At 71.5% G+C, this 17,199-nt stretch carries 18 protein-coding genes and 2 pseudogenes; 5 read left to right on the top strand and 15 right to left on the bottom strand.

Going from position 1 to position 17,199, the window contains the following annotated elements; genetic code table 11:
- The first annotated feature begins 271 nt into the window (after positions 1–271).
- Positions 272–550, top strand: a complete 279-nt coding sequence (locus EAO71_RS22545; RefSeq protein WP_147979647.1) for a GlsB/YeaQ/YmgE family stress response membrane protein — start codon at positions 272–274, stop codon at positions 548–550.
- 186 nt (positions 551–736) lie between these two features.
- Here the strand turns inward: EAO71_RS22545 and EAO71_RS22550 are convergent, their stop codons facing one another.
- Positions 737–1,012, bottom strand: a complete 276-nt coding sequence (locus EAO71_RS22550) for a hypothetical protein (RefSeq protein WP_187282788.1) — start codon at positions 1,010–1,012, stop codon at positions 737–739.
- 208 nt (positions 1,013–1,220) lie between these two features.
- On the opposite strand from EAO71_RS22550, the gene EAO71_RS22555 reads away from it, so the two are divergent.
- A complete protein-coding gene (locus EAO71_RS22555) occupies positions 1,221–2,141 on the top strand; it encodes a Rieske 2Fe-2S domain-containing protein (protein ID WP_147979649.1) in 921 nt (306 codons plus the stop codon).
- Positions 2,142–2,190: 49 nt separating this feature from the next.
- On the opposite strand, the gene EAO71_RS22560 is transcribed toward EAO71_RS22555, so the two are convergent.
- Complete coding sequence (locus EAO71_RS22560) at positions 2,191–2,520, bottom strand: helix-turn-helix transcriptional regulator (RefSeq protein WP_147979650.1); 330 nt, start codon at positions 2,518–2,520, stop codon at positions 2,191–2,193.
- 124 nt (positions 2,521–2,644) lie between these two features.
- Between EAO71_RS22560 and EAO71_RS22565 the strand changes: the two genes are divergently transcribed.
- Positions 2,645–3,013: an STAS domain-containing protein gene (locus EAO71_RS22565; RefSeq protein ID WP_187282789.1), complete on the top strand. Its 369-nt coding sequence runs from the start codon at positions 2,645–2,647 to the stop codon at positions 3,011–3,013.
- Between the two features lie 318 nt (positions 3,014–3,331).
- Here EAO71_RS22565 and EAO71_RS22570 read toward each other — a convergent pair whose 3' ends face one another.
- The 5 genes and pseudogenes from EAO71_RS22570 to EAO71_RS22590 form a co-directional block, all read right to left on the bottom strand.
- Positions 3,332–4,078 (bottom strand): sterol desaturase family protein, encoded by a 747-nt coding sequence (locus tag EAO71_RS22570; RefSeq protein ID WP_261992288.1) that lies wholly within the window; start codon positions 4,076–4,078, stop codon positions 3,332–3,334.
- Positions 4,065–4,796 (bottom strand): FadR/GntR family transcriptional regulator, encoded by a 732-nt coding sequence (locus EAO71_RS22575; RefSeq protein WP_147979652.1) that lies wholly within the window; start codon positions 4,794–4,796, stop codon positions 4,065–4,067. Before EAO71_RS22575 ends, EAO71_RS22570 begins: the two co-directional genes overlap by 14 nt.
- A gap of 131 nt (positions 4,797–4,927) precedes the next feature.
- A pseudogene (locus EAO71_RS22580) lies at positions 4,928–5,497 on the bottom strand (sigma-70 family RNA polymerase sigma factor); the annotation flags it as partial.
- A 473-nt stretch (positions 5,498–5,970) separates the two neighbouring features.
- A complete protein-coding gene (locus EAO71_RS22585; protein ID WP_147979653.1) occupies positions 5,971–6,144 on the bottom strand; it encodes a CsbD family protein in 174 nt (57 codons plus the stop codon).
- A 172-nt stretch (positions 6,145–6,316) separates the two neighbouring features.
- Entirely contained in the window at positions 6,317–7,147 is an 831-nt protein-coding gene (locus EAO71_RS22590) for an alpha/beta fold hydrolase (RefSeq protein ID WP_147979654.1), read from the bottom strand.
- A gap of 75 nt (positions 7,148–7,222) precedes the next feature.
- On the opposite strand from EAO71_RS22590, the gene EAO71_RS22595 reads away from it, so the two are divergent.
- Entirely contained in the window at positions 7,223–7,840 is a 618-nt protein-coding gene (locus tag EAO71_RS22595; RefSeq protein ID WP_147979655.1) for a sigma-70 family RNA polymerase sigma factor, read from the top strand.
- Between the two features lie 153 nt (positions 7,841–7,993).
- Here EAO71_RS22595 and EAO71_RS22600 read toward each other — a convergent pair whose 3' ends face one another.
- The 6 genes and pseudogenes from EAO71_RS22600 to EAO71_RS22625 form a co-directional block, all read right to left on the bottom strand.
- Positions 7,994–8,896: an STAS domain-containing protein gene (locus EAO71_RS22600; protein ID WP_147979656.1), complete on the bottom strand. Its 903-nt coding sequence runs from the start codon at positions 8,894–8,896 to the stop codon at positions 7,994–7,996.
- Between the two features lie 192 nt (positions 8,897–9,088).
- A complete protein-coding gene (locus tag EAO71_RS22605; protein ID WP_261992289.1) occupies positions 9,089–9,451 on the bottom strand; it encodes a helix-turn-helix transcriptional regulator in 363 nt (120 codons plus the stop codon).
- Between the two features lie 100 nt (positions 9,452–9,551).
- Entirely contained in the window at positions 9,552–9,866 is a 315-nt protein-coding gene (locus tag EAO71_RS22610) for a hypothetical protein (protein WP_187282791.1), read from the bottom strand.
- 88 nt (positions 9,867–9,954) lie between these two features.
- Positions 9,955–10,170 (bottom strand): annotated as a pseudogene (locus EAO71_RS40085) (hypothetical protein); the annotation flags it as partial.
- On the bottom strand, positions 10,163–12,499 hold the full coding sequence (locus tag EAO71_RS22620) for a SpoIIE family protein phosphatase (RefSeq protein ID WP_147979658.1): 2,337 nt from the start codon (positions 12,497–12,499) through the stop codon (positions 10,163–10,165). The gene EAO71_RS22620 and the pseudogene EAO71_RS40085, both read right to left, overlap by 8 nt.
- 225 nt (positions 12,500–12,724) lie before the next feature.
- On the bottom strand, positions 12,725–13,765 hold the full coding sequence (locus tag EAO71_RS22625; RefSeq protein ID WP_147979659.1) for a vWA domain-containing protein: 1,041 nt from the start codon (positions 13,763–13,765) through the stop codon (positions 12,725–12,727).
- Positions 13,766–14,052: 287 nt separating this feature from the next.
- Between EAO71_RS22625 and gdhA the strand changes: the two genes are divergently transcribed.
- On the top strand, positions 14,053–15,399 hold the full coding sequence (gene gdhA / locus EAO71_RS22630) for an NADP-specific glutamate dehydrogenase (RefSeq protein ID WP_147979660.1): 1,347 nt from the start codon (positions 14,053–14,055) through the stop codon (positions 15,397–15,399).
- Positions 15,400–15,718: 319 nt separating this feature from the next.
- On the opposite strand, the gene EAO71_RS22635 is transcribed toward gdhA, so the two are convergent.
- Positions 15,719–16,519 carry a hypothetical protein gene (locus EAO71_RS22635; protein ID WP_147979661.1) on the bottom strand — a complete coding sequence of 267 codons (801 nt, stop codon included), beginning with the start codon at positions 16,517–16,519 and terminating at the stop codon, positions 15,719–15,721.
- Between the two features lie 79 nt (positions 16,520–16,598).
- Positions 16,599–17,159, bottom strand: a complete 561-nt coding sequence (locus EAO71_RS22640) for a YcxB family protein (RefSeq protein WP_147979662.1) — start codon at positions 17,157–17,159, stop codon at positions 16,599–16,601.
- Between the last annotated feature and the right edge of the window lie 40 nt (positions 17,160–17,199).

Genomic DNA, 17,199 nt, shown 5'->3' on the forward strand with positions numbered 1-17,199 from the left:
GGGCACCACCCCGTCCGGCGTCCGGACGGTGGGTGAGCGCGGGCCGCGCCCTCACGGGGGCTGCCGTACGTCTCGCGATGGCCGGAGCAGTCCCCGGTACGGCACCCCTGGGCCGCTCGCCGACTGCCGTTCCCGCCCCCCTCCCGCCGCGGCGTGTTCCCTGCCGCCGTGCGGCGGATGCGGAGAAGCCCTTCCCCGAAGTTTGGAACCGCTCGAATGGTGAAGACGCCACGGTGACACCGGTCATACGTCACGAAGCGGGAGATACGCCATGGGCATCATCGCCTGGATCCTCATCGGGCTGCTTGCCGGCCTCATCGCGAAGGCGCTGATGCCGGGCAAGGACCCGGGCGGCATCATCGTCACCACGCTCATCGGTATCGCCGGCGGGCTGCTCGGAGGGTGGCTCGGAAAGGTCATATTCGGCGTCGACTCCATCGACGGATTCTTCGACCTCTCCACCTGGATCGCCGCCATCGTCGGCTCCGTCATCCTCCTGGCCCTCTACCGGCTCGTCACCGGGAGTCGACGCTCCCACCGACATGCCTGAGCGCCCCGGGCGCGCGGCACCCGAACGGCTCTCCCGCCGCGTGCGGGGGAGCCGTTGATCTGCCCGGGCAACACGCGCGCGGTTCCCGGAGACCGGTAGGCCTCCAGGTCTGCCGAAGCCCGGCCGATGCCTGCCGGTGGGGCGCTGGCGCGCACGGCCGGCGGCAGGTGGCGGCTGCCACCGACGTCAACGCCGCCAGGGCGGACGCGGCCCGTGGCCGGCGAAGTGAGAGACGGACAGGACCCCGGCGACCCACATCACCACTCCGACCCAGGCCAGGACCGCGAGGCCACTGACACGGCCCGCCACCACCAGCGCCGGCGCACACAGCAGTACGGCGGCGACCAGGAGCACCACCGCCCTGGTGGGCGCCGTGTGCCGGGCCGGAGACCGGTACCCACCCGGCGCCCGTCGAAGCTCCGCCACCAGCTGGTCCCACACGGCCGTCTCCCGAGCCGTCAACGCTCCTCGCGCCATGACCCACCCCCAGACCGCGCGTCTCGCTCGGACGCGCCGGCGCGCGAATACCCCCAGTCGCCATCCTCATGCCGAACCCGCGACAGGTCGGTCCGGCCGCTGTCCCCTCGCGTTCGCGCGCCATCGCAAGGCCCGGGCCGCATGCCGGGAAGGCGGCGCGAGTCGAACGGCACCGGCCGGGTACTCGCGCGGCATGAACGCAGACATTACCCTCCCTGACAGCCTGCGGGCCGGGCCCTCGGGCGTCCTGCGTGCCATCGAACGCGTCGAGCAGTCGACGGCCCTCGACGGACTCGTCGGCGCGATGCGCCGGGCCGTCCGGTCGGTGCCGCTCGGGCGCGCACGCGACGTCCTCCACGGCGTTCCCCTGGGACACCCCGTCCACCCGCTGCTCGTCCAGGTGCCGATCGGGGCGTGGCTCTCGTCGGCCGTGGTCGACCTTCTTCCCGGTCACCGCCGCGCGGCGGACACCCTGATCGCCGTCGGACTGGCCGGGGCGGCACCGGCCGCCGTGGCCGGCTGGGCGGACTGGGCGGAGCTGCCCCCGGAGCAGTCCCGAGTCGGGCTGGTCCACGCGGCGGCGAACATCGGTGCCGTGTCGCTCTACGCCACCTCCCTGCTGGCCCGCCTGCGCGGGCGCCCGCTGAAGGGCCGGCTCCTGGCCCTCGCCGGGCTCGCCACCGTGGCGGCGGGCGGCGCTCTGGGCGGCCACCTGGCGTACCGGCAGGCGTCGGGCGCCAACCACGCCGAGGCGGTGCCGCACCTTGTCGGCCCCGGCTGGCATCCGGTCGGCCCGGTGACGGACTACCCGGTCGGCCGCCCGACCCGGGCAGTCGTGGACGGGGTGGACGTGGTCGTCCTCCGGCAGGCCGGAGACCGGGTGCATGTGCTCGCCGACCGATGCGCGCACATGGGCGGCCCGCTGTCCCAGGGCGAGGCCGAGGACGGCTGTATCCGCTGCCCGTGGCACGGCAGCGTGTTCCGCCTCGCCGACGGCTGGAACGTCCACGGGCCCTCCACCGCACCCCAGCCGTCGTTCGACACCCGGATCGTCGACGGCCGCCTCGAAGCCCGGCTGCGTCATCGACGGCATGAGCACCGAGCGGCGGCCTGAGGCGTGAACACGCCCTCAGGGCCGCTGTCGCGTGTCCGTCGACGTGCTGTCAGCGACGGCCGGTCGCGGCGCCTTCCGACCGATCGGTGAAGAGGGCGATCAGGCCTGCGATGTCGTGGTCGGCCTCGGCGGGGTGCCGGAAGGGGGCGTCGGGCACCAGGGCGTAGTGGTTGCGCCGGCCGTCCTCCGCGCGAGTGCGGGTGAGGTAGCCGGCCTCTTCGAGGTCGGCCACGATCGCCTGCACGGTTCGCTCGGTGACTCCGCAGGTCGCCGCGATGTCACGCAGGCGGACACCCGGATCCTGAGAGATCGCCAGCAGCACGCGGGCGTGGTTGGTCAGGAAGGTCCACTTCGACGCGTCACCCGTTCTTTCTCCCATCAATGCATCATGCCTCCTCGCATCGCCCGTCGCCAATTGCACGAACTGGATTTCGTGTAATGATGGACGCATGACGGGGCCGAGAGGGCTTCCGCGACTGCACCTGGTTCAGGAGGTTGGCCCCATGACTTCTGTCCCGTACCCGCGCCTCGTGTCGCAGCCCCACCAGGGGTTCGCGGGCTCGGCCGTCACAGTCGTCGCCTCTCCGGGGGAAGCCCACACCCGTGTCCACGTCGCGGGAGAGATCGACCTCGACAGCGCGGGCCACCTCAGGGTGGCCCTCATGCGCGCCCTGGCCGCCGCTCCCGCCGGTGCGGGCCTCGTCCTCGACATGTCCGCCGTCACCTTCTGCGACTCCAGCGGCCTGAACGCCCTTCTGCGCCTGCGTCAGCAGGCCATCGAGGACGGTCGCAGCCTGACCATCTCCCATACCGGCCCCCAGGTGGCCCGCCTTCTCGAAATGACGGGCTCCGCCGCGTTGTTCGCGGCGTAGATCTCACGCCACCACTCCGGCCGCGGGCGACTTCCGCCGGCGCAACGCGGCCTGGAGGCAAGTCGCTTGACGCAGCATCAGTGGTGCGCGGCTCCACCTCCTCGGGTCGCGGGGTGGCCTCCTCGACCACACCCGCCTGCCCGGACCGTCAGAGCCGCCGGGCTGTCGGCTGCCACCGTCTCCCGGGTCTTCAACGGCGGTCACCGCCGAGCGCGCCGAACGCGTCCTGGCCGGGCCCCGGGTCCCTCCGGGCGCCGGGCCGGCACTGGCGTTCGTGACGAGCGAGGGAGGCGGGCTGTTCGGCGGGCGGTCGAGGCGTCAGGGTGCGCCGTGCAGGGATTTGGCGGTCGGCGAGGTCCGGACCGTGGCCGGGTCCGGGTACGTGCCCAGGAGGCGGTCCGCGCTGGCGGTCGTGGTGACGGTGAACCAGTAGTGCTCGTTCTTGTAGTGGTGCAGCCGGTGGTTGCGCCAGATGGCCTTGTAGGTGCTGCTCCGGGGCCGGTAGTCGCTGTGTATCAGGTAGTGGGTCCACTCGTAGACGAGTCCCGTCGCCGCGACCGTCACCATGAAGGTCAGGGCCTGGCCGACACGCGGGAAGGCCAGGAGGGCCGCGGCGTTGTAGCCGACGACGACCCAGACGAGCGTCTTCCACGGGATGAAGACCAGGGGGGCGTCACGGGGGTCCGCGTGATGCTCGCGGTGCTTCCGCGCCAGCAGGGTGTCGAGGACCACGCCGGCGACCTTTCGGGGGCGCCAGTGCAGCACGAAGACGTGGATCAGCCATTCCAGTACGGGGAACAGCGCGAGCAGGACCAGTGGGGCCCACGCGTCGCTCGCGCGCCAGTCGCCCCAAGCGACGCGGCAGGCCAGCACGGTCACCAGTACACCGCTGATCATCCACGGCGACGGGTAACGCCAGAACGCCCGGAACACGGCGATCAGGGACGTGTCGTCACGGCGGGATCGCGCAAGGGCGGACTCGTCCGCCCGAACGCGCGCCCGGGCGTCCGAAGCGGCGGCGTCCTTCATGCCCCGCCGTCGCTCGATCGCTCTACGAAGGTTCATCGCACTCCTCGAGTTGGTCGATGATGTCGATCAGGGCTTCGGTCGCCGGGCGCAGGAGATCCTCGGCACGGCTACGGGCACGGCTCGCGTCGCCCTCGGCGATGGCGGCGACCAGTGCGTCGTACGCCTCGGTCCGGTCCACCTCCACGGCCATGACGTAGGCCAAGGCGTCGAGGGCCGGCTCGTAGGCGGCTCGAAGGCCGTTGAACATCAGCCGGAAGGTCACGGACTCGGCGGCGTCCGTGACCAGTTCCCAGAAGGTCAACGCGTGCCGTTGTCTGATGACGGGGCCGCTGTCGTCCTTGAGTGCCTGGACGGCGTCCCGGAGCTGTGCGGCCAGGGCCGGCCCCCCGCGAAGGGCGGCGAGTTCGGCGATCTTCGGCCCCACGTGCAGCCGGGCTTCGAGGATGCTGCGGGCGACGGTCAGATCGATCTCGCCTCCGGCGAACAGCAGCCGGGGCAGCAGGTCGAGGCCACCCGCTCTCCGGATGTCCCGCACCGTGGTGGCGTCCCCCTGCCGGACCTCCACCAGGCCCGCGTGCGCGAGCCGTTGCAGCGCTTCACGGACCGCCGGGCGCGAGACGCCGAGCACTTCCGCGAGGCGACGCTCGCTGGGCAGGGTCTCGCCCSGGGCGAGACCGCCGCTGACGAGCTCACCAAAGAGCTGATCGAACACTTGATCAGGAACCGAACGTCTATTGACGGGTTGGAAAGGCACAGGGAGACCATACGAGGCAGAGGACAGGTGGTCTAGTGGTCAGACCAGTCAAAGAAGTGTGGGTGCGCGCCTCGTGATCACGGACTGCCCCGACGGTGGTCCGTCCGGCCCCCGGCGCGTACCGGCACCGGCTGAAGTCCGTCGACGTCTCCCTCGGCGAACGCGGCGAAGAACCGCGTCGCGAGTTCCTCGCGGGCGCGCCGATCCGCCGCGAACCGTGGCCGGCTTTCGGTCATGTGACGGCGCGCCCGGACTGCCAGTTGACGGCATGCCGACTCCGCGCGGCCGACCGCCGCGGAGATCTCCGGAAAGCCGAAGTCGAACACCTCCCGCGACACGAACACCGCGCGTTCGAGCGGCGTGAGTCGTTCGAGCAGCAGCAAGGCGGCCATCGACACGGAATCGGCCAGCTCGGCCGCGCGCTCGGGGTCCTGATAGGGGTCGGTCAGGAGCGGTTCGGGAAACTACGGCCCGACGTACTCCTCGCGCCGGACGCGGGCGGAGCGCAGCACATTGATCGAGATCCGGGTGACCACCGCAGCCAGATAGGCCTTGATCGAGTCGGGCGGCGTGGCGGCCGCCTCGAACCGCAGCCACGCCTCCTGGACCGCGTCCTCCGCCTCGCTCACGCTGCCCAGGATCCGGTAGGCGATCGAGAACAGCAGGGGCCGCCGCTCCTCGAACTCTTCCGTCCGACTCACGCGGACTGCTCCTGGAAGCCGTGCCGCCGCGAGGGACGGTGCAGTCGCCGGCCGGGTTCCCCCTCGCCCTCGGCGTCGGAGAAGCCGGGCCTTCGGGTCACCCTCACGACCGCCTGATGTCCGGCCGGCAGCCGAACCGGCCGCACCGGCACCCCGGTCCCTCCTGCCGCGGGCACCCGCATGGCCGTCTCCCTCCTGACGTGGCTGTCGTCTTCACTCCTGGGACAAGACAGCCCGCCCGTCTGTGACATGGCTCCACGGATCCGCCCGGCCGACCGGGCGCACGCCGACCTCCGGTCGGCTCCGGAGGAAGGGTGTTCCCGGCTCGCCGACCGTGCGGGCCCCGCCCGGGCGCCTGCGAAGCCGGCCCCCGCCGGTTCGTCCGCCGCACCTCTTCCGTTGCCGCTTCGCCCAACGCGGCTGGGGCCGCCCCTGATCAGGGGCGGCCCCAGCCGCGGAAGGTGCCTGCCGTGTCAGTGACGGAAGGCGTCCTTCGTCTTCTCCTTGGCCTCGCGCGCGTCGCCCTTGGCCTGCTCGGCACGGCCCTCGGCCGTGAGGCGCTCGTTGCCGACAACTCGGCCGACGGCCTCCTTGCCCTTGCCCTTGGCCTGCTCGACGTGCGCCTTCGACTTCTGCTCGCCCGACATCGGGGACCTCCTCGTGTTGTACCGGATTGGCCGTACAGCCCGCCTGCTCGCGCGCGCCGAACTCAAACCCCCTCCGTCTCGCACCGGCGGGCGACGAGGAGTCGGCGGCCGCGAGGGTGGGTCTCCCGCATGCCGCACCGGACGGGTCACGTCACCCCGCCGATGCGCCCTGTCACCCGCGGAGGAACGCGGCCGAGGTGGCCACGAACCGGTCGGCGTGGTCGAGCCACGGACAGTGGCCCGCCTCCGCCTGCACCACGAGCGTGGCGTGGGGGAACAACTCCGCGAACTCGGCAGCGGATACAGGAGGGCTGTTCAGGTCGAACTCGCCGGTCAGCAGCAGAACGGGAGCCTCGCAGGCGGCGAGCCCCGCGCGCGTGCTCTCCGGGTCGAAGGCGCCGTCGGCCCCGAAGAGAGCGACGGCCTCGTCGTTGCTCGGCCGGCCAGCCGCGTGGTGCTTCTGTGCCGTGGCGTCCCACCGGCCCCAGAAGAAGGGCGCGACGGCTTCCCAGTCGCTGCCGGTGCCGTCGGCGATCGCCTGGAGGGCGGCGAACGCCGACGGGAACCACGGCTCGTCCCTCCGAAGGCGTGCGAGCTCGCGCCGCGTCTCTGCCGTGATCGGAATACCGACGGCTCGGGTGCTGGGGCCGACGAGAACGAGCTTGGAGAGCCTTTCGGGATACCTGGCCGCGTACTGCGTCGCGATGTTCGTGCCGGCGGAGTGGCTGAGCAGGTCGATCCGAGGGAGGCCGAGGTGCCGGCGCAGCGCCTCGACGTCGTCGACCAGGCGGTCGCAGCGGTACGAGGCGGTGTCGTCGGGAACCGCGGACCGGCCGGTGCCGCGCAGGTCCAGGACGATCAGCCGGCGGTGCGCGGACAGACCGCCGAGGTCGCCGAGGTAGGCGGAGTCGGCGGGGCCGCCGGGGATGCAGACGAGCGGGTCGCCGTCACCGGTCACACGGTAGGCGAGCCGGGTTCCGTCGGGAGCGGAGAAGGTAGGCATGCCACGGATCCTGTCACTCATAACCTGGTTGTACAACCTGGTTATGAGGGGGGTGCTGTGGTGTATAACCGGGTTGTGGCAGGCGAAGAGAACACCCGGCGAACGCCCGAGGCGCTGACCGAGGAACAGGCCGAGCGGATGCTCGCCGGGATGAACGAGGTCATCCGCGCGGGCGAGGAGATGCGCAAGCTGCGAGCTGAAATGATCAAGGTGTTCGCGGGCTTCGGCTGGACACAGGAACGTATCGCGCAGCTCACCGACATGAGCCAGCCCGCCGTGTCCAAGCAGATGGCGAAGCACAGGGCCGACGAACGGCAGCCGCCGATGAGGCTCTCCCTCGACCAGCGTGACGCCCCCTGGCTCGAAGGGCGCCTGTGGGGCCTCGCCGAGGAGATCTCCGAGACCTGCGACGAGTCGGCCTGCTGCACGCGTTACGTGAGCGCGCTGGCCCGCGGGAGGAAGCGCTTCACGCCCCAGAGCGTCGACGAGCTGCGGCGCCTCGTCGAAGAGGACCTGAGGCTGCACCGGGCGGAGTTGCCCCCCGGCTACCAGGCCGCGTACGACGGGATCAGCCGCGGCCTCGACCTTCCCTCGCAGGCCGACCTCCCCTCGCAGGCCGCCACCGGATCGGCGTCCGTGCGCCGCTCTCTCGCGCGCCAGATTCAGCGCGACCTGCTCCGGGACGGCGCTTGAGCCGTCTCGCGGGCGAACTTTCCCGAACCAGGAAGAGGGGAGCGGCGTCCTCGCGCGTCCGAGGCGGGTGGGGCGGCCGCCGGGCCCTACCCCCACACCGTGGTCACCAACTGGTCGCGGGTGTGCACCCGGTGAGGGTCTGCCACGCGGGACCTATGTACGCCCCGGCCTGCGCCGCCACGTGACGGCTGCCTCGATCTGGATCAGGCTCAGCCCGGTCTCCTCGCAGAGCCGGTCGATGCTGAGCCCGTAGCGGTGCCGACGCATCGCGCTGTCGATCTTCACCGCCCAGAGTTCCGCGTCGACGAAGGGCCGGCCGCGGTACTGCCGCTGGAGGTCGGCGAGGTGGGCGGCGCTGCWGGCGAGCAGCGGCCGGTTCCCGTCCTGTTCGGGGTCGAAGGGATGGGCGAAGGAGGAGTCGGCGGCGTGGCCGTACACCGTGGCGCCGACCGGGATGGCTCGTCGGCACAGGTCGCATATGTCCGGGAGTCCTTCGGGCCACGACTCCCCGCCTGCCGTCGCCCCGGGCGAGCTCTCCGCCTGCGCCGGGTCCGGGTCGTGCCGGTGCGGCCGGTGGGCCGCAGTGCGCGGGGCGCCGCCGCCCTGGTGGGCAGGCCGGGAAGGCCGGCCGGGAAGGGCCGTGACCGGATGCCCGCCGGCCCGGGAGCCTGCGGCGGAGTGCTCGCGGACGGTGAGCAGGCGTCGGCTGCCGGTGATCTGGAGCAGGCGGGCGACGGGGCGGCTGAGAGTGGTCAGCACGAGGCTCTTGCCGGTCTCCGCGGCCAGCCGGTTCAGGTCCAGCAGGACGTGCAGGCCTGAACTGTCGCAGAAGGTGACGGCTCCCAGGTCCACGTCGAGACCGGCGCTGCTGGCCCTCAGGGCCGCGGTGAGGTCCTCGCGCAGCCCACCCGCGTCGTCCATGTCGATCTCTCCCCGCACCCGGGCCCGGACTCGCCTCGGGCCGGGGTCGAAGGCCACGCTGACGGGTGGGGGGAACGTGCTGCCGTCGATCATGTCCGCGGGAGTGGCGGGTCGGCGGCTGAACTGGTCGGTCATGGCCTTTCTCCCTTCAAAGCCATGTCTGTCCTCGCGCGTCCCGGCCCCGGCCGCCGGGCGGCCCCGCCGAGGGCGGTGGCCGCAGGGGCCGGTGCGGGCGCCCGAGCCGTGCGGAGGTGGGGAAGTGCGCGCGACCCCGTGCCGGCGGATCCCGGTACCTGGTACCAGGAGCCGTGGGTGCCGTGCTCCGGGTCAGGAGCGGTCGTCCTGCTCATCGTGATCGTTTGCCGCGGGGGGAGGGGTGGGCGTCTCGACCGGCGGGTCGAGGCCCGCCAGCAGCTTCAGAAGGCTCGCGACCTCGTGGTGTCCTTCGGCCGGATGACGGAAGAGTGTGCCGGGCGCGACCTCGTAGTGGTTGCGGCGGCCGTGACGGACCCGGGTGAGGTAGCCGGCGCTTTCCAGGTCGGTGACGATGGCCTGAGCGGCGCGTTCGGTCAGCCGGCAGGCGCCCGCCATGTCCCGCAGCCGAATCTCCGGATCCCGCAGGATCATCGCGAGGATCCGGGCGTGGTTGGTGACGAACGTCCAGCTGGTCCGAGGCTCGACCGGTTCCATGTCCGAAATTATATGATTTGCCATTCCGGTTTCGCCAGACCGGTACGCGGATATCCCGCCCCGGTCTTCCGTGAGAACCCACTCGACTCCGCGAAGCGCATCACCGTTCCCGACGGGCCCCGGTCTCCATGCGCTCCGACGCGTGGACACCCGAGTCCTGGTCCCATGCGGCTCCGGGCCCGGTCGCGGAGATCGGGATCCCCAGGCTCCGGCACATCCGGTGCACCCGGGCGAGCGCGCTGAGGGTCGCCGGGGAGGGCGTCGCGGTGGGGAGCGCGACGAGCACGCGACGGGGGTGGTGGGCGGCGACGAGGGCCTCGACCTGCAGGGCGGCGGCGGCCCGGGTGGTGACATCGAGCTCTCGCAGGACGGTGACGCGCAGTACGTCGTCCCTGAGCGTGTGGCTGATGACCATGGCCGCCTCCCTGGCTCCCCAGACATGCGATATGCCCAGTTCAGGGCGGGTCCATCAGTGTGACGGAGAGAAGGGGCCGCGGCCAGTCGGCGCGCTGCACGGCGCGTGTCCGGCAGTCGTCCCGTCCGCCACGGGCCGGTACGTCGCCGTGGAACACCGCGTCGCCGAGGACGCGGCGGACGGCAGGATCGGCGCCGCGCGCCTGCTTGTGCCCGGGGGCGTGAACCCCGGCGAGGGCTCGGGCGACCCTCCCCGGTGACCAGGTCGCGAGCCCGGCACGATCCGTGGGACGGCCCTCAGGCAGGGTGGGGGAGGGACTGCTCGGTCCAGATCGTCTTGTGGCCGTCGGTGAACCGGACGCCCCAGTTCTGGGCGAGTTCGGCGCAGATGAACAGGCCTCGGCCACCCTCGTCGGTGGTCTGCGCGTGGTGCAGGCGCGGTGAGACGCGGCTGGAGTCGCTCACCTCGAAGGTGAGGGTGCGGGTCCCTCTGATCAGGCGAAGGGTGAGGGGCGGGGCGCCGTAGCGGACGGCGTTGGTGGCCAGTTCGCTGACGATGAGTTCGGTGGCGAGGGAGAGTTCGTCGAGGTTCCACGCGGAGAGTTGGCGCCGCGTACGGGCTCGCGCGGTGGCCACCGCCGCGGGGTCCGTGGGCAGGTCCCAGGTCGAGACCAGGCTGGGGTCGAGCGTGTGGGTGCGCACGAGGAGCAGGATGGCGTCCGTGCCCGGAGGCGAGGCCGGGGCGGTGCGGACCGCCTCCGCGCACAGGTCGTCCAGACGGCGTCGGCTGTCGGTGAGAACCTGCCGCAGGCGGTCCAGACCCTCCTTCCCGCCGGCCGAGCGCATGGGGAGGAAGGCGTCGGTGTGGAGCGCGATGACGCTGCCCTCGGGCAGGCCGGTACGCGTGACGGCGAACGGCGCTCCTTCACCGTCACCCAGTGCCGGAGCCGCGGGAACGTCGAAGACCTCGGTGGTTCCGTCGGGATACGCGAGGAGCGGTGGCGGATTGCCGGCGACGGCGACGGCGAAGCCGCGGCCGAGGGGGTCGTAGATGCCGTAGAGGCAGTCGGCGGTGAGTCGTTCGTCCCTCAGGGGGTCACCGGGCGGCAGGCCGGCGCGTTCGGCTGCGAGCCGGGTCACCGTGTCGTCGAGGCGGGCGAGGAGTTCGTCGGGTTCCAGGTCGAGCGAGGCCAGGGTGTGGAGGGCGGTGCGCAGCTGACCCATCACCATGGCCGCGTGGATGCCCGTACCGGAGACGCGCCCGACCGTGAGGGCGACCCTCTCACCGGAGAGCGGGAACACGTCGAACCAGCCGCCGCCGGCGTCGGTCGACTGGTGGAAATGGGCACTCGCCACGACGTCCTGCGACGCGGCCGGGCGGGCCAGGACCCGGCGTTGCAAGGTCACCGCGATGGTGTGCTCCCGGGTGTACCGGCAGGCGTTGTCGATGTGGAGCGAGGCCCGCGCGGCCGCCTCCAGCGAGAGGTCGAGGTCCGCGTCCACGAACGCGTCGCGGCCGGGGGAGCGGTACAGGCTCAGGGTCCCGTAGACGCCGCCTCGGAGGGACAGCGGTGTGACGATGGCCGAATGCAGGCCCGGGGTCGTCGGGGTGCGGGACGACCACGGATGCGGAGGGAATGGTTCGAGGTCCTCGGGCTGGTACGTCACCAGCTGGGGACGCAGGTCGGTCAGGCAGCGCACCCATGCGGCCGGAAAGCGGAACGGCCCGGTGCCGACGGCCAGGGACTCCCGCCGGCCGTCCGCCGAAGCGAAGGCCATGCGCCGCAGCGGCTTGTCGAGTCCGACGGGTCCGGACGCGGGGTCCTCGCCGCGTACGACGTGGTCCAGCAGGTCCACCTCCGCGGCGTCGGCGAAGGCGGGCACGAGCACGTCCACGAGCTCCGCGCACGTGACGTCGAGTTGCAGCGTGTGCCCCACCCGCTCCCTGACCGCACTGAGGACGCGTGCCCGGGCGAGGGCCCGTTCACGGACCGTGACGTCGACCACTGCCGTGGAAAGACCCAGGACACCGCCGTCGGGGCCCTGGAGCCGGAACACGGAGACGGAGTAGACGTGCTCGTGCTCGGGGTCCTGGGGCGTACGGACGCGCACCAGCCGCTCCAGCGCCGGCACACCGGTTTCGAGCACTTCCCGCATGATCCCGACCGATTCGTCGGGGTCGGACAGCCGGAAGATCTCGCTGAGGCGGCGTCCGAACACCTCGGAGCGGTCGAGGCCGCTCATCCCCGACGCCGCGGTGTTCGCCCGCACGATGTTCAGCTGGGGATCGAGCACCTGCATGCCGATGGGCGACTGGGTGAACAGCGCATGCAGCAGGGCCTGGTCCAGTGCGTCGCCCCCGTCCTCCGTCGGCCCCAGCAGGTCGACGCGCCACGCGGGGGCGTCATCGTGCGATGTCACGGGCAGCACGCGGAGGCCCGGGGTGCCGGCCGACTTCCGGGGCGGGCCGTTCCCTCCGGCGTCGTCCCACGGCCATGATCCGGAGAGCAGCTCCATGAGGGGCCGTCCCACGGCTTCGGCGGGCCCCCGTCCGAAGAGGGACTCGGCCGCCCGGCTCCAGGCGACGACGACTCCTGCTGCGTCGACCACCAGCAGCGCGTCGTCCGATGCCATGGGCAGATCGCCTCCAGGGGTCGCTCCGCGGAGGCGGCTCCCGCCGCCTCGGTGGCAGCCCGCAGGCGTGCGGGCGGCCTTTCCAGGGTGCCTCTCACCGACGGCGGGCGCACTCCGGGGTGGACCGGTCCTCCATGGTCCCGTCCACTTCCGGATGAGCGCCCGCCGGACGAGTCCCCGTGAGGCCCCGCGAGGCCCCGCGGAGCCTCACGGGACCGCGAGGTGTCAGGGCATGAGGAGGAGGCGCGTGTGGGGGACGAGTTTCCGGTTCACACTGGTGCTCTGCACGAAGATCGTGAAGTCGTCGTTGTGATCCGGCTTGAGACGTACCTCGGCATCCGGCAGGCCGAGCAGCGCGCGGGCTTGGGGTCCCGTGTACACCCGGTCGGTGCTCTTCTCCAGGACCGCGATCTGCTTCCGCGCCTGGATCTTCTCCGACTTGCTCAGCTGGTAGAACGCGCCACCCGTCCGGTACGTGTGCCCGCTCTCGACGATCCAGTCCCGGATCGCCGCGGCCCGGGCCACCGCCAGGAGCTGGTACTCCGACGGATCCACCGGAGTGAGGCCGGCCGCCTCGATGGCGTCCTTGTTGACGACCTCCGCGCCCGTCGAGAACACCGCGCGCGATCCCCGGATGCCTTGCGTACGGCCCACCATGAACTTCTCGGTGGCCTCCCGGATGACCTGCCCGGCCTCCTCCAGGCCCTGTGTGCTCGTCGCGTCCCAGATGGCGATGTTGTCCTTCGGGAAGCCGCACTGAGCGGCCTCGCGCTTGCCCATCTGATCCGGCACCAGGACGGCCAGCGTCCAGTTGTCGCCCTGCGTCTCGATCATCTCGGCCACGGCGGCGACCAGTTCACGCGGACTCCGGGAAGGCGCGTCCGGACTGCGGTGGCTCGCGTTCTCCTGCCCGTCGGTCAGCACGAACGTCAGGAAGCTGTGGTCACCGTACAGTTGCGCCGTCTGCGCCAGCTCCCGCTGCGACTTCAGTGCCGCCGCCAGCAGGGCCGTCATCCCACCGGCCCGGTACAGCTGCCGCAGCGACGGCATCCGCAGCACGTCCTTGTCGTAGATGACGCACTCCACCTTGTCGGCGMAGACGTACACCGTGACGCGGGTCTCCTGGTCCAGCTCCCTCGAACGGCGGGCGAGATACGCGATCTGCTGGTCGGCGACCTCGACGACCTTGCGACTCAGGTGCGACATGGACGAACTGGCGTCCAGAACAAGAGCCACGTGATTGATGTAGTTCTGACTCCCCGACATGACGAATCCCCCTCGTTTCCGACCCGATGCCCCTACCGTCTCACCCACCACTGACAGTCGATCTCGGCTCCGGAGCCGAGGGAGTGCCCACCCGAACGGGAGGTGTCCGGTCACCGCACGCTCGTGGTCCCTCCCTCGCCCGGTCCCGACGCACGCGCGCCCGTGGGGGCTGGACGGTGGACCGGATGTCTGATCGGCTCAGCCCGAAGAGATCCGGATCGGTGACATCCGGTGCGAACACCTCCGGGTCGAAACGGACCCCGAGCCGAGGAAAGCGGGACACAGCGGTGAACGTGAGCGAACACATCAAGGCCGTGTACGCGGAGGTCTGCCGGCGGAACCCCGGCGAGGCCGAGTTCCACCAGGCGGCGGCCGAGGTGCTGGAGTCCCTCAGCCCCGTCCTCGAACGGCACCCCGAGTACGTCGGGACCGGGATCGTGGAACGGCTCGTCGAGCCGGAGCGGCAGCTGATCTTCCGGGTGCCGTGGGTCGACGACCGGGGTACCGTCCGCGTGAACCGCGGCTTCCGGGTGGAGTTCAGCAGCACCCTCGGGCCCTACAAGGGAGGGCTGCGATTCCACCCGAGCGTCAACCTCGGGATCGTCAAGTTTCTGGGCTTCGAGCAGATCTTCAAGAACGCGCTGACCGGAATGGCGATCGGCGGCGGCAAGGGCGGCGCGGACTTCGACCCCAAGGGGCGTTCGGACGGCGAGGTCATGCGCTTCTGCCAGTCCTTCATGACCGAGCTCTACCGTCACCTGGGTGAGCACACCGACGTGCCGGCCGGTGACATCGGCGTGGGAGGCCGTGAGATCGGCTACCTCTTCGGGCAGTACAAGCGCATCACCAACCGCTACGAGTCCGGCGTCCTCACCGGCAAGCCGGTGGGATGGGGCGGCTCCCAGGCCCGTACCGAGGCCACGGGCTACGGCGCGGTCTACTTCACCCAGGAGATGCTGGCCACACGCGGCGACGGCTTCGACGGGCGTCGTGTGGTGGTCTCCGGCTCCGGGAACGTGGCCCTGTACGCGGTGGAGAAGGTCCACGCCCTGGGCGGCCGTGTGGTGGCCTGCAGCGACTCCTCCGGGTACCTCGTCGACGAGGACGGCATCGATCTGGAGCTGCTGAAGGACATCAAGGAGGTACGGCGGGCCCGGATCTCCGACTACGCGGAGGCGAAGCCGTCCGCGCGGTTCTCGGCCCGTGGCACGGTCTTCGACGTGCCGTGCGACATCGCGGTGCCGTGCGCGACGCAGAACGAGTTGGGCCGTGAGGATGCCGTGGCCCTGGTCAAGAACGGGGTGCGCGCGGTGGCGGAGGGCGCGAACATGCCGTGCACGCCCGAGGCGGTGGCGGTGTTCCGTGAGGCGGGGGTCCTCTTCGGCCCCGGCAAGGCCGCCAACGCGGGTGGCGTGGCCACGTCGGCGCTCGAGATGCAGCAGAACGCCTCCCGTGACACCTGGTCCTTCGAGCAGACCGAGTCCCGGCTGGCCGCGGTGATGCGCGACATCCACCGCCAGTGCCGTACCACCGCGGAGGCGTGCGGGGGGAACCCGGACGACTATGTGCTCGGTGCCAACGCGGCCGGGTTCCTGAGGGTCGCCGAGGCCATGGCGGCACAGGGCGTCATCTGAGACCGCGCCGGCTGACGGACCGGCAGCGACCGCGGGACCGGCCGCTCGTGCCTGCCGGTGGACAGCGGTGTGCCCCGCCCCCGACTGCTGCCGGGGGCGGGGCACTCGCGTGGTCGGGTGAGGATCGCGCCGAGCGAGCCTCGCGTCGTCACCACATGTGCTGGACCCACGGCTGGTTGTCCCCGCGGTTCGGCTCCCACATGATCATCTGAGTGCCCCAGGTACCCGTGCCTCCCGGAACGTCGAGACGGCGGACAACACCCCGGAACTGCCCCTGCGGCATGCGGACTTGCCGAGACGGTGGGCGGCGAACTCGCCGTCAGTGTGCCCAGGGCAGCCGTACCGCCTCGATCTCGGCGTCGTTCAACAGCGCTTCGACCAGGGCGGAGGGCCCGGCGACCTTGGTGGCCCACAGGTCGTAGTCGGTGCACAGGGACCACGAGTGATCCTCGGCCCAGAGGTTGGACGGGCTGAAGTCCGCCTCCGGATTGTCGTACAGCATCCCGGCGTCGCCGAGTCGGCCCGCACGCACATGGAGGTTGTCGAAGTCCGCCGCCCCGAGCATCAGCGGGTTGTAGTAGGCCAGGCAGCGGGTGTCCGGGCCCGAGGGGCTGTACCCGGTGAGGACGCCGATCAGCCGGTTCCAGGTCTGACGGTCCAAGCTCCCCTCGGTGGGCGGGGTGATGCCGAGCGGCCAGCTGCCCTCCTTCTTGACCGAGGAGAAGCAACGGTAGGAGGGCATGAGTCCGTCGGGCACGACGGGTTCGCCGGTCCGCCGGGCGAGTTCCGCCCAGCGCAGCCGCCGCCACCCCGGGCCGGGGTGCTCGGCGCGGCCCAGTCCACCGCCCGTGGCGACGCCCACGGCGTCGACGTCGACGCCCGCGACGACGAAGGGCCGGACGCTCCCGTCGGCCAGCCGCGCCTGGTGGTACTCGTGGTGGCTGACTTCAGTCAGCCCGCGCTCGTGCTCGTACATGTTGTTGAGCACCCAGGCCGCGTCCGGCATGGCCGGAGGCATGAACCCGGTCAGGCCGTCGCCACACGTCTCGGTCAACCACTCGGTCGCACCGGACGGCGCGAGCGGCCAGAGGCCGGACAGCGGGTTCGATTCCTCGGGCATGCGTTCATGATCTCAGCCCCGGCCACGGGCCTCGCGATCGGTCGGCACCACAGCGCCGGCCGACTGCCGTTCGCTCCCGTCATACGCGGGTGGTGTGCCGCTCCAGGAGGGCCCGTAGCCGGTCGACGTCCCCCGCCTCACGCACGCCCCGCTTCGGCAGCACATCCAGGCACATGATGTTCGGGTCCCGGCTGACCAGGACGAAGTGATCTGCCGTCTCCCGGTAGCCCTGGAAGACGGTCCACTTCTGCACCAGAGTGCTGTGGTCGCTGCGGCAGGCCATCCCGGCCGCGGACACGGTGGCGCGGTACTCGCCCTGCCATCCGATGGTCCGCTGCACGTGGGCGGCCTGGATCCGCGGGTACCCCCACACCACCAGGACGACGAACAGGAACAGGGCCGTCGACACCGGCTCGACGCTCCCGCGGCCCACGGCGGAGAGCAGCCACTGCCCGGCCCACAGGGTCAGGAACGCACCACGCAGCAGGAGTCCGGTCCGCTTGATCCGCTCACGGACCCGCAGCCCGACCAGGGTGTCGGCTGGTTCGGGCCGGTACACCAACCGGACCGCACCCTGCTGCTGCTCGACATCGTCACAGGCTTCCGCGGTGTTGCCTTCGACGTGGCTGTCCTCGGCCATGTTCCCTCCCCGGTGAGAAGACCTGCGGATCCTATCGATC

It is taken from the genome of Streptomyces sp. MS191 (assembly GCF_008042125.1).
Taxonomy (GTDB): domain Bacteria; phylum Actinomycetota; class Actinomycetes; order Streptomycetales; family Streptomycetaceae; genus Streptomyces.

Coding starts and splice junctions, on each gene's coding strand:
- EAO71_RS22565 (WP_187282789.1), top strand. CDS start 2,645: ATGACTTCTGTCCCGTACCCGCGCCTCGTGTCGCAGCCCCACCAGGGG.
- EAO71_RS22640 (WP_147979662.1), bottom strand. CDS start 17,159: ATGGCCGAGGACAGCCACGTCGAAGGCAACACCGCGGAAGCCTGTGAC.
- EAO71_RS22605 (WP_261992289.1), bottom strand. CDS start 9,451: ATGGAACCGGTCGAGCCTCGGACCAGCTGGACGTTCGTCACCAACCAC.
- EAO71_RS22570 (WP_261992288.1), bottom strand. CDS start 4,078: ATGAACCTTCGTAGAGCGATCGAGCGACGGCGGGGCATGAAGGACGCC.
- EAO71_RS22545 (WP_147979647.1), top strand. CDS start 272: ATGGGCATCATCGCCTGGATCCTCATCGGGCTGCTTGCCGGCCTCATC.
- EAO71_RS22635 (WP_147979661.1), bottom strand. CDS start 16,519: ATGCCCGAGGAATCGAACCCGCTGTCCGGCCTCTGGCCGCTCGCGCCG.
- EAO71_RS22620 (WP_147979658.1), bottom strand. CDS start 12,499: ATGGCATCGGACGACGCGCTGCTGGTGGTCGACGCAGCAGGAGTCGTC.
- EAO71_RS22585 (WP_147979653.1), bottom strand. CDS start 6,144: ATGTCGGGCGAGCAGAAGTCGAAGGCGCACGTCGAGCAGGCCAAGGGC.
- EAO71_RS22555 (WP_147979649.1), top strand. CDS start 1,221: ATGAACGCAGACATTACCCTCCCTGACAGCCTGCGGGCCGGGCCCTCG.
- EAO71_RS22590 (WP_147979654.1), bottom strand. CDS start 7,147: ATGCCTACCTTCTCCGCTCCCGACGGAACCCGGCTCGCCTACCGTGTG.
- EAO71_RS22610 (WP_187282791.1), bottom strand. CDS start 9,866: ATGGTCATCAGCCACACGCTCAGGGACGACGTACTGCGCGTCACCGTC.
- EAO71_RS22560 (WP_147979650.1), bottom strand. CDS start 2,520: ATGGGAGAAAGAACGGGTGACGCGTCGAAGTGGACCTTCCTGACCAAC.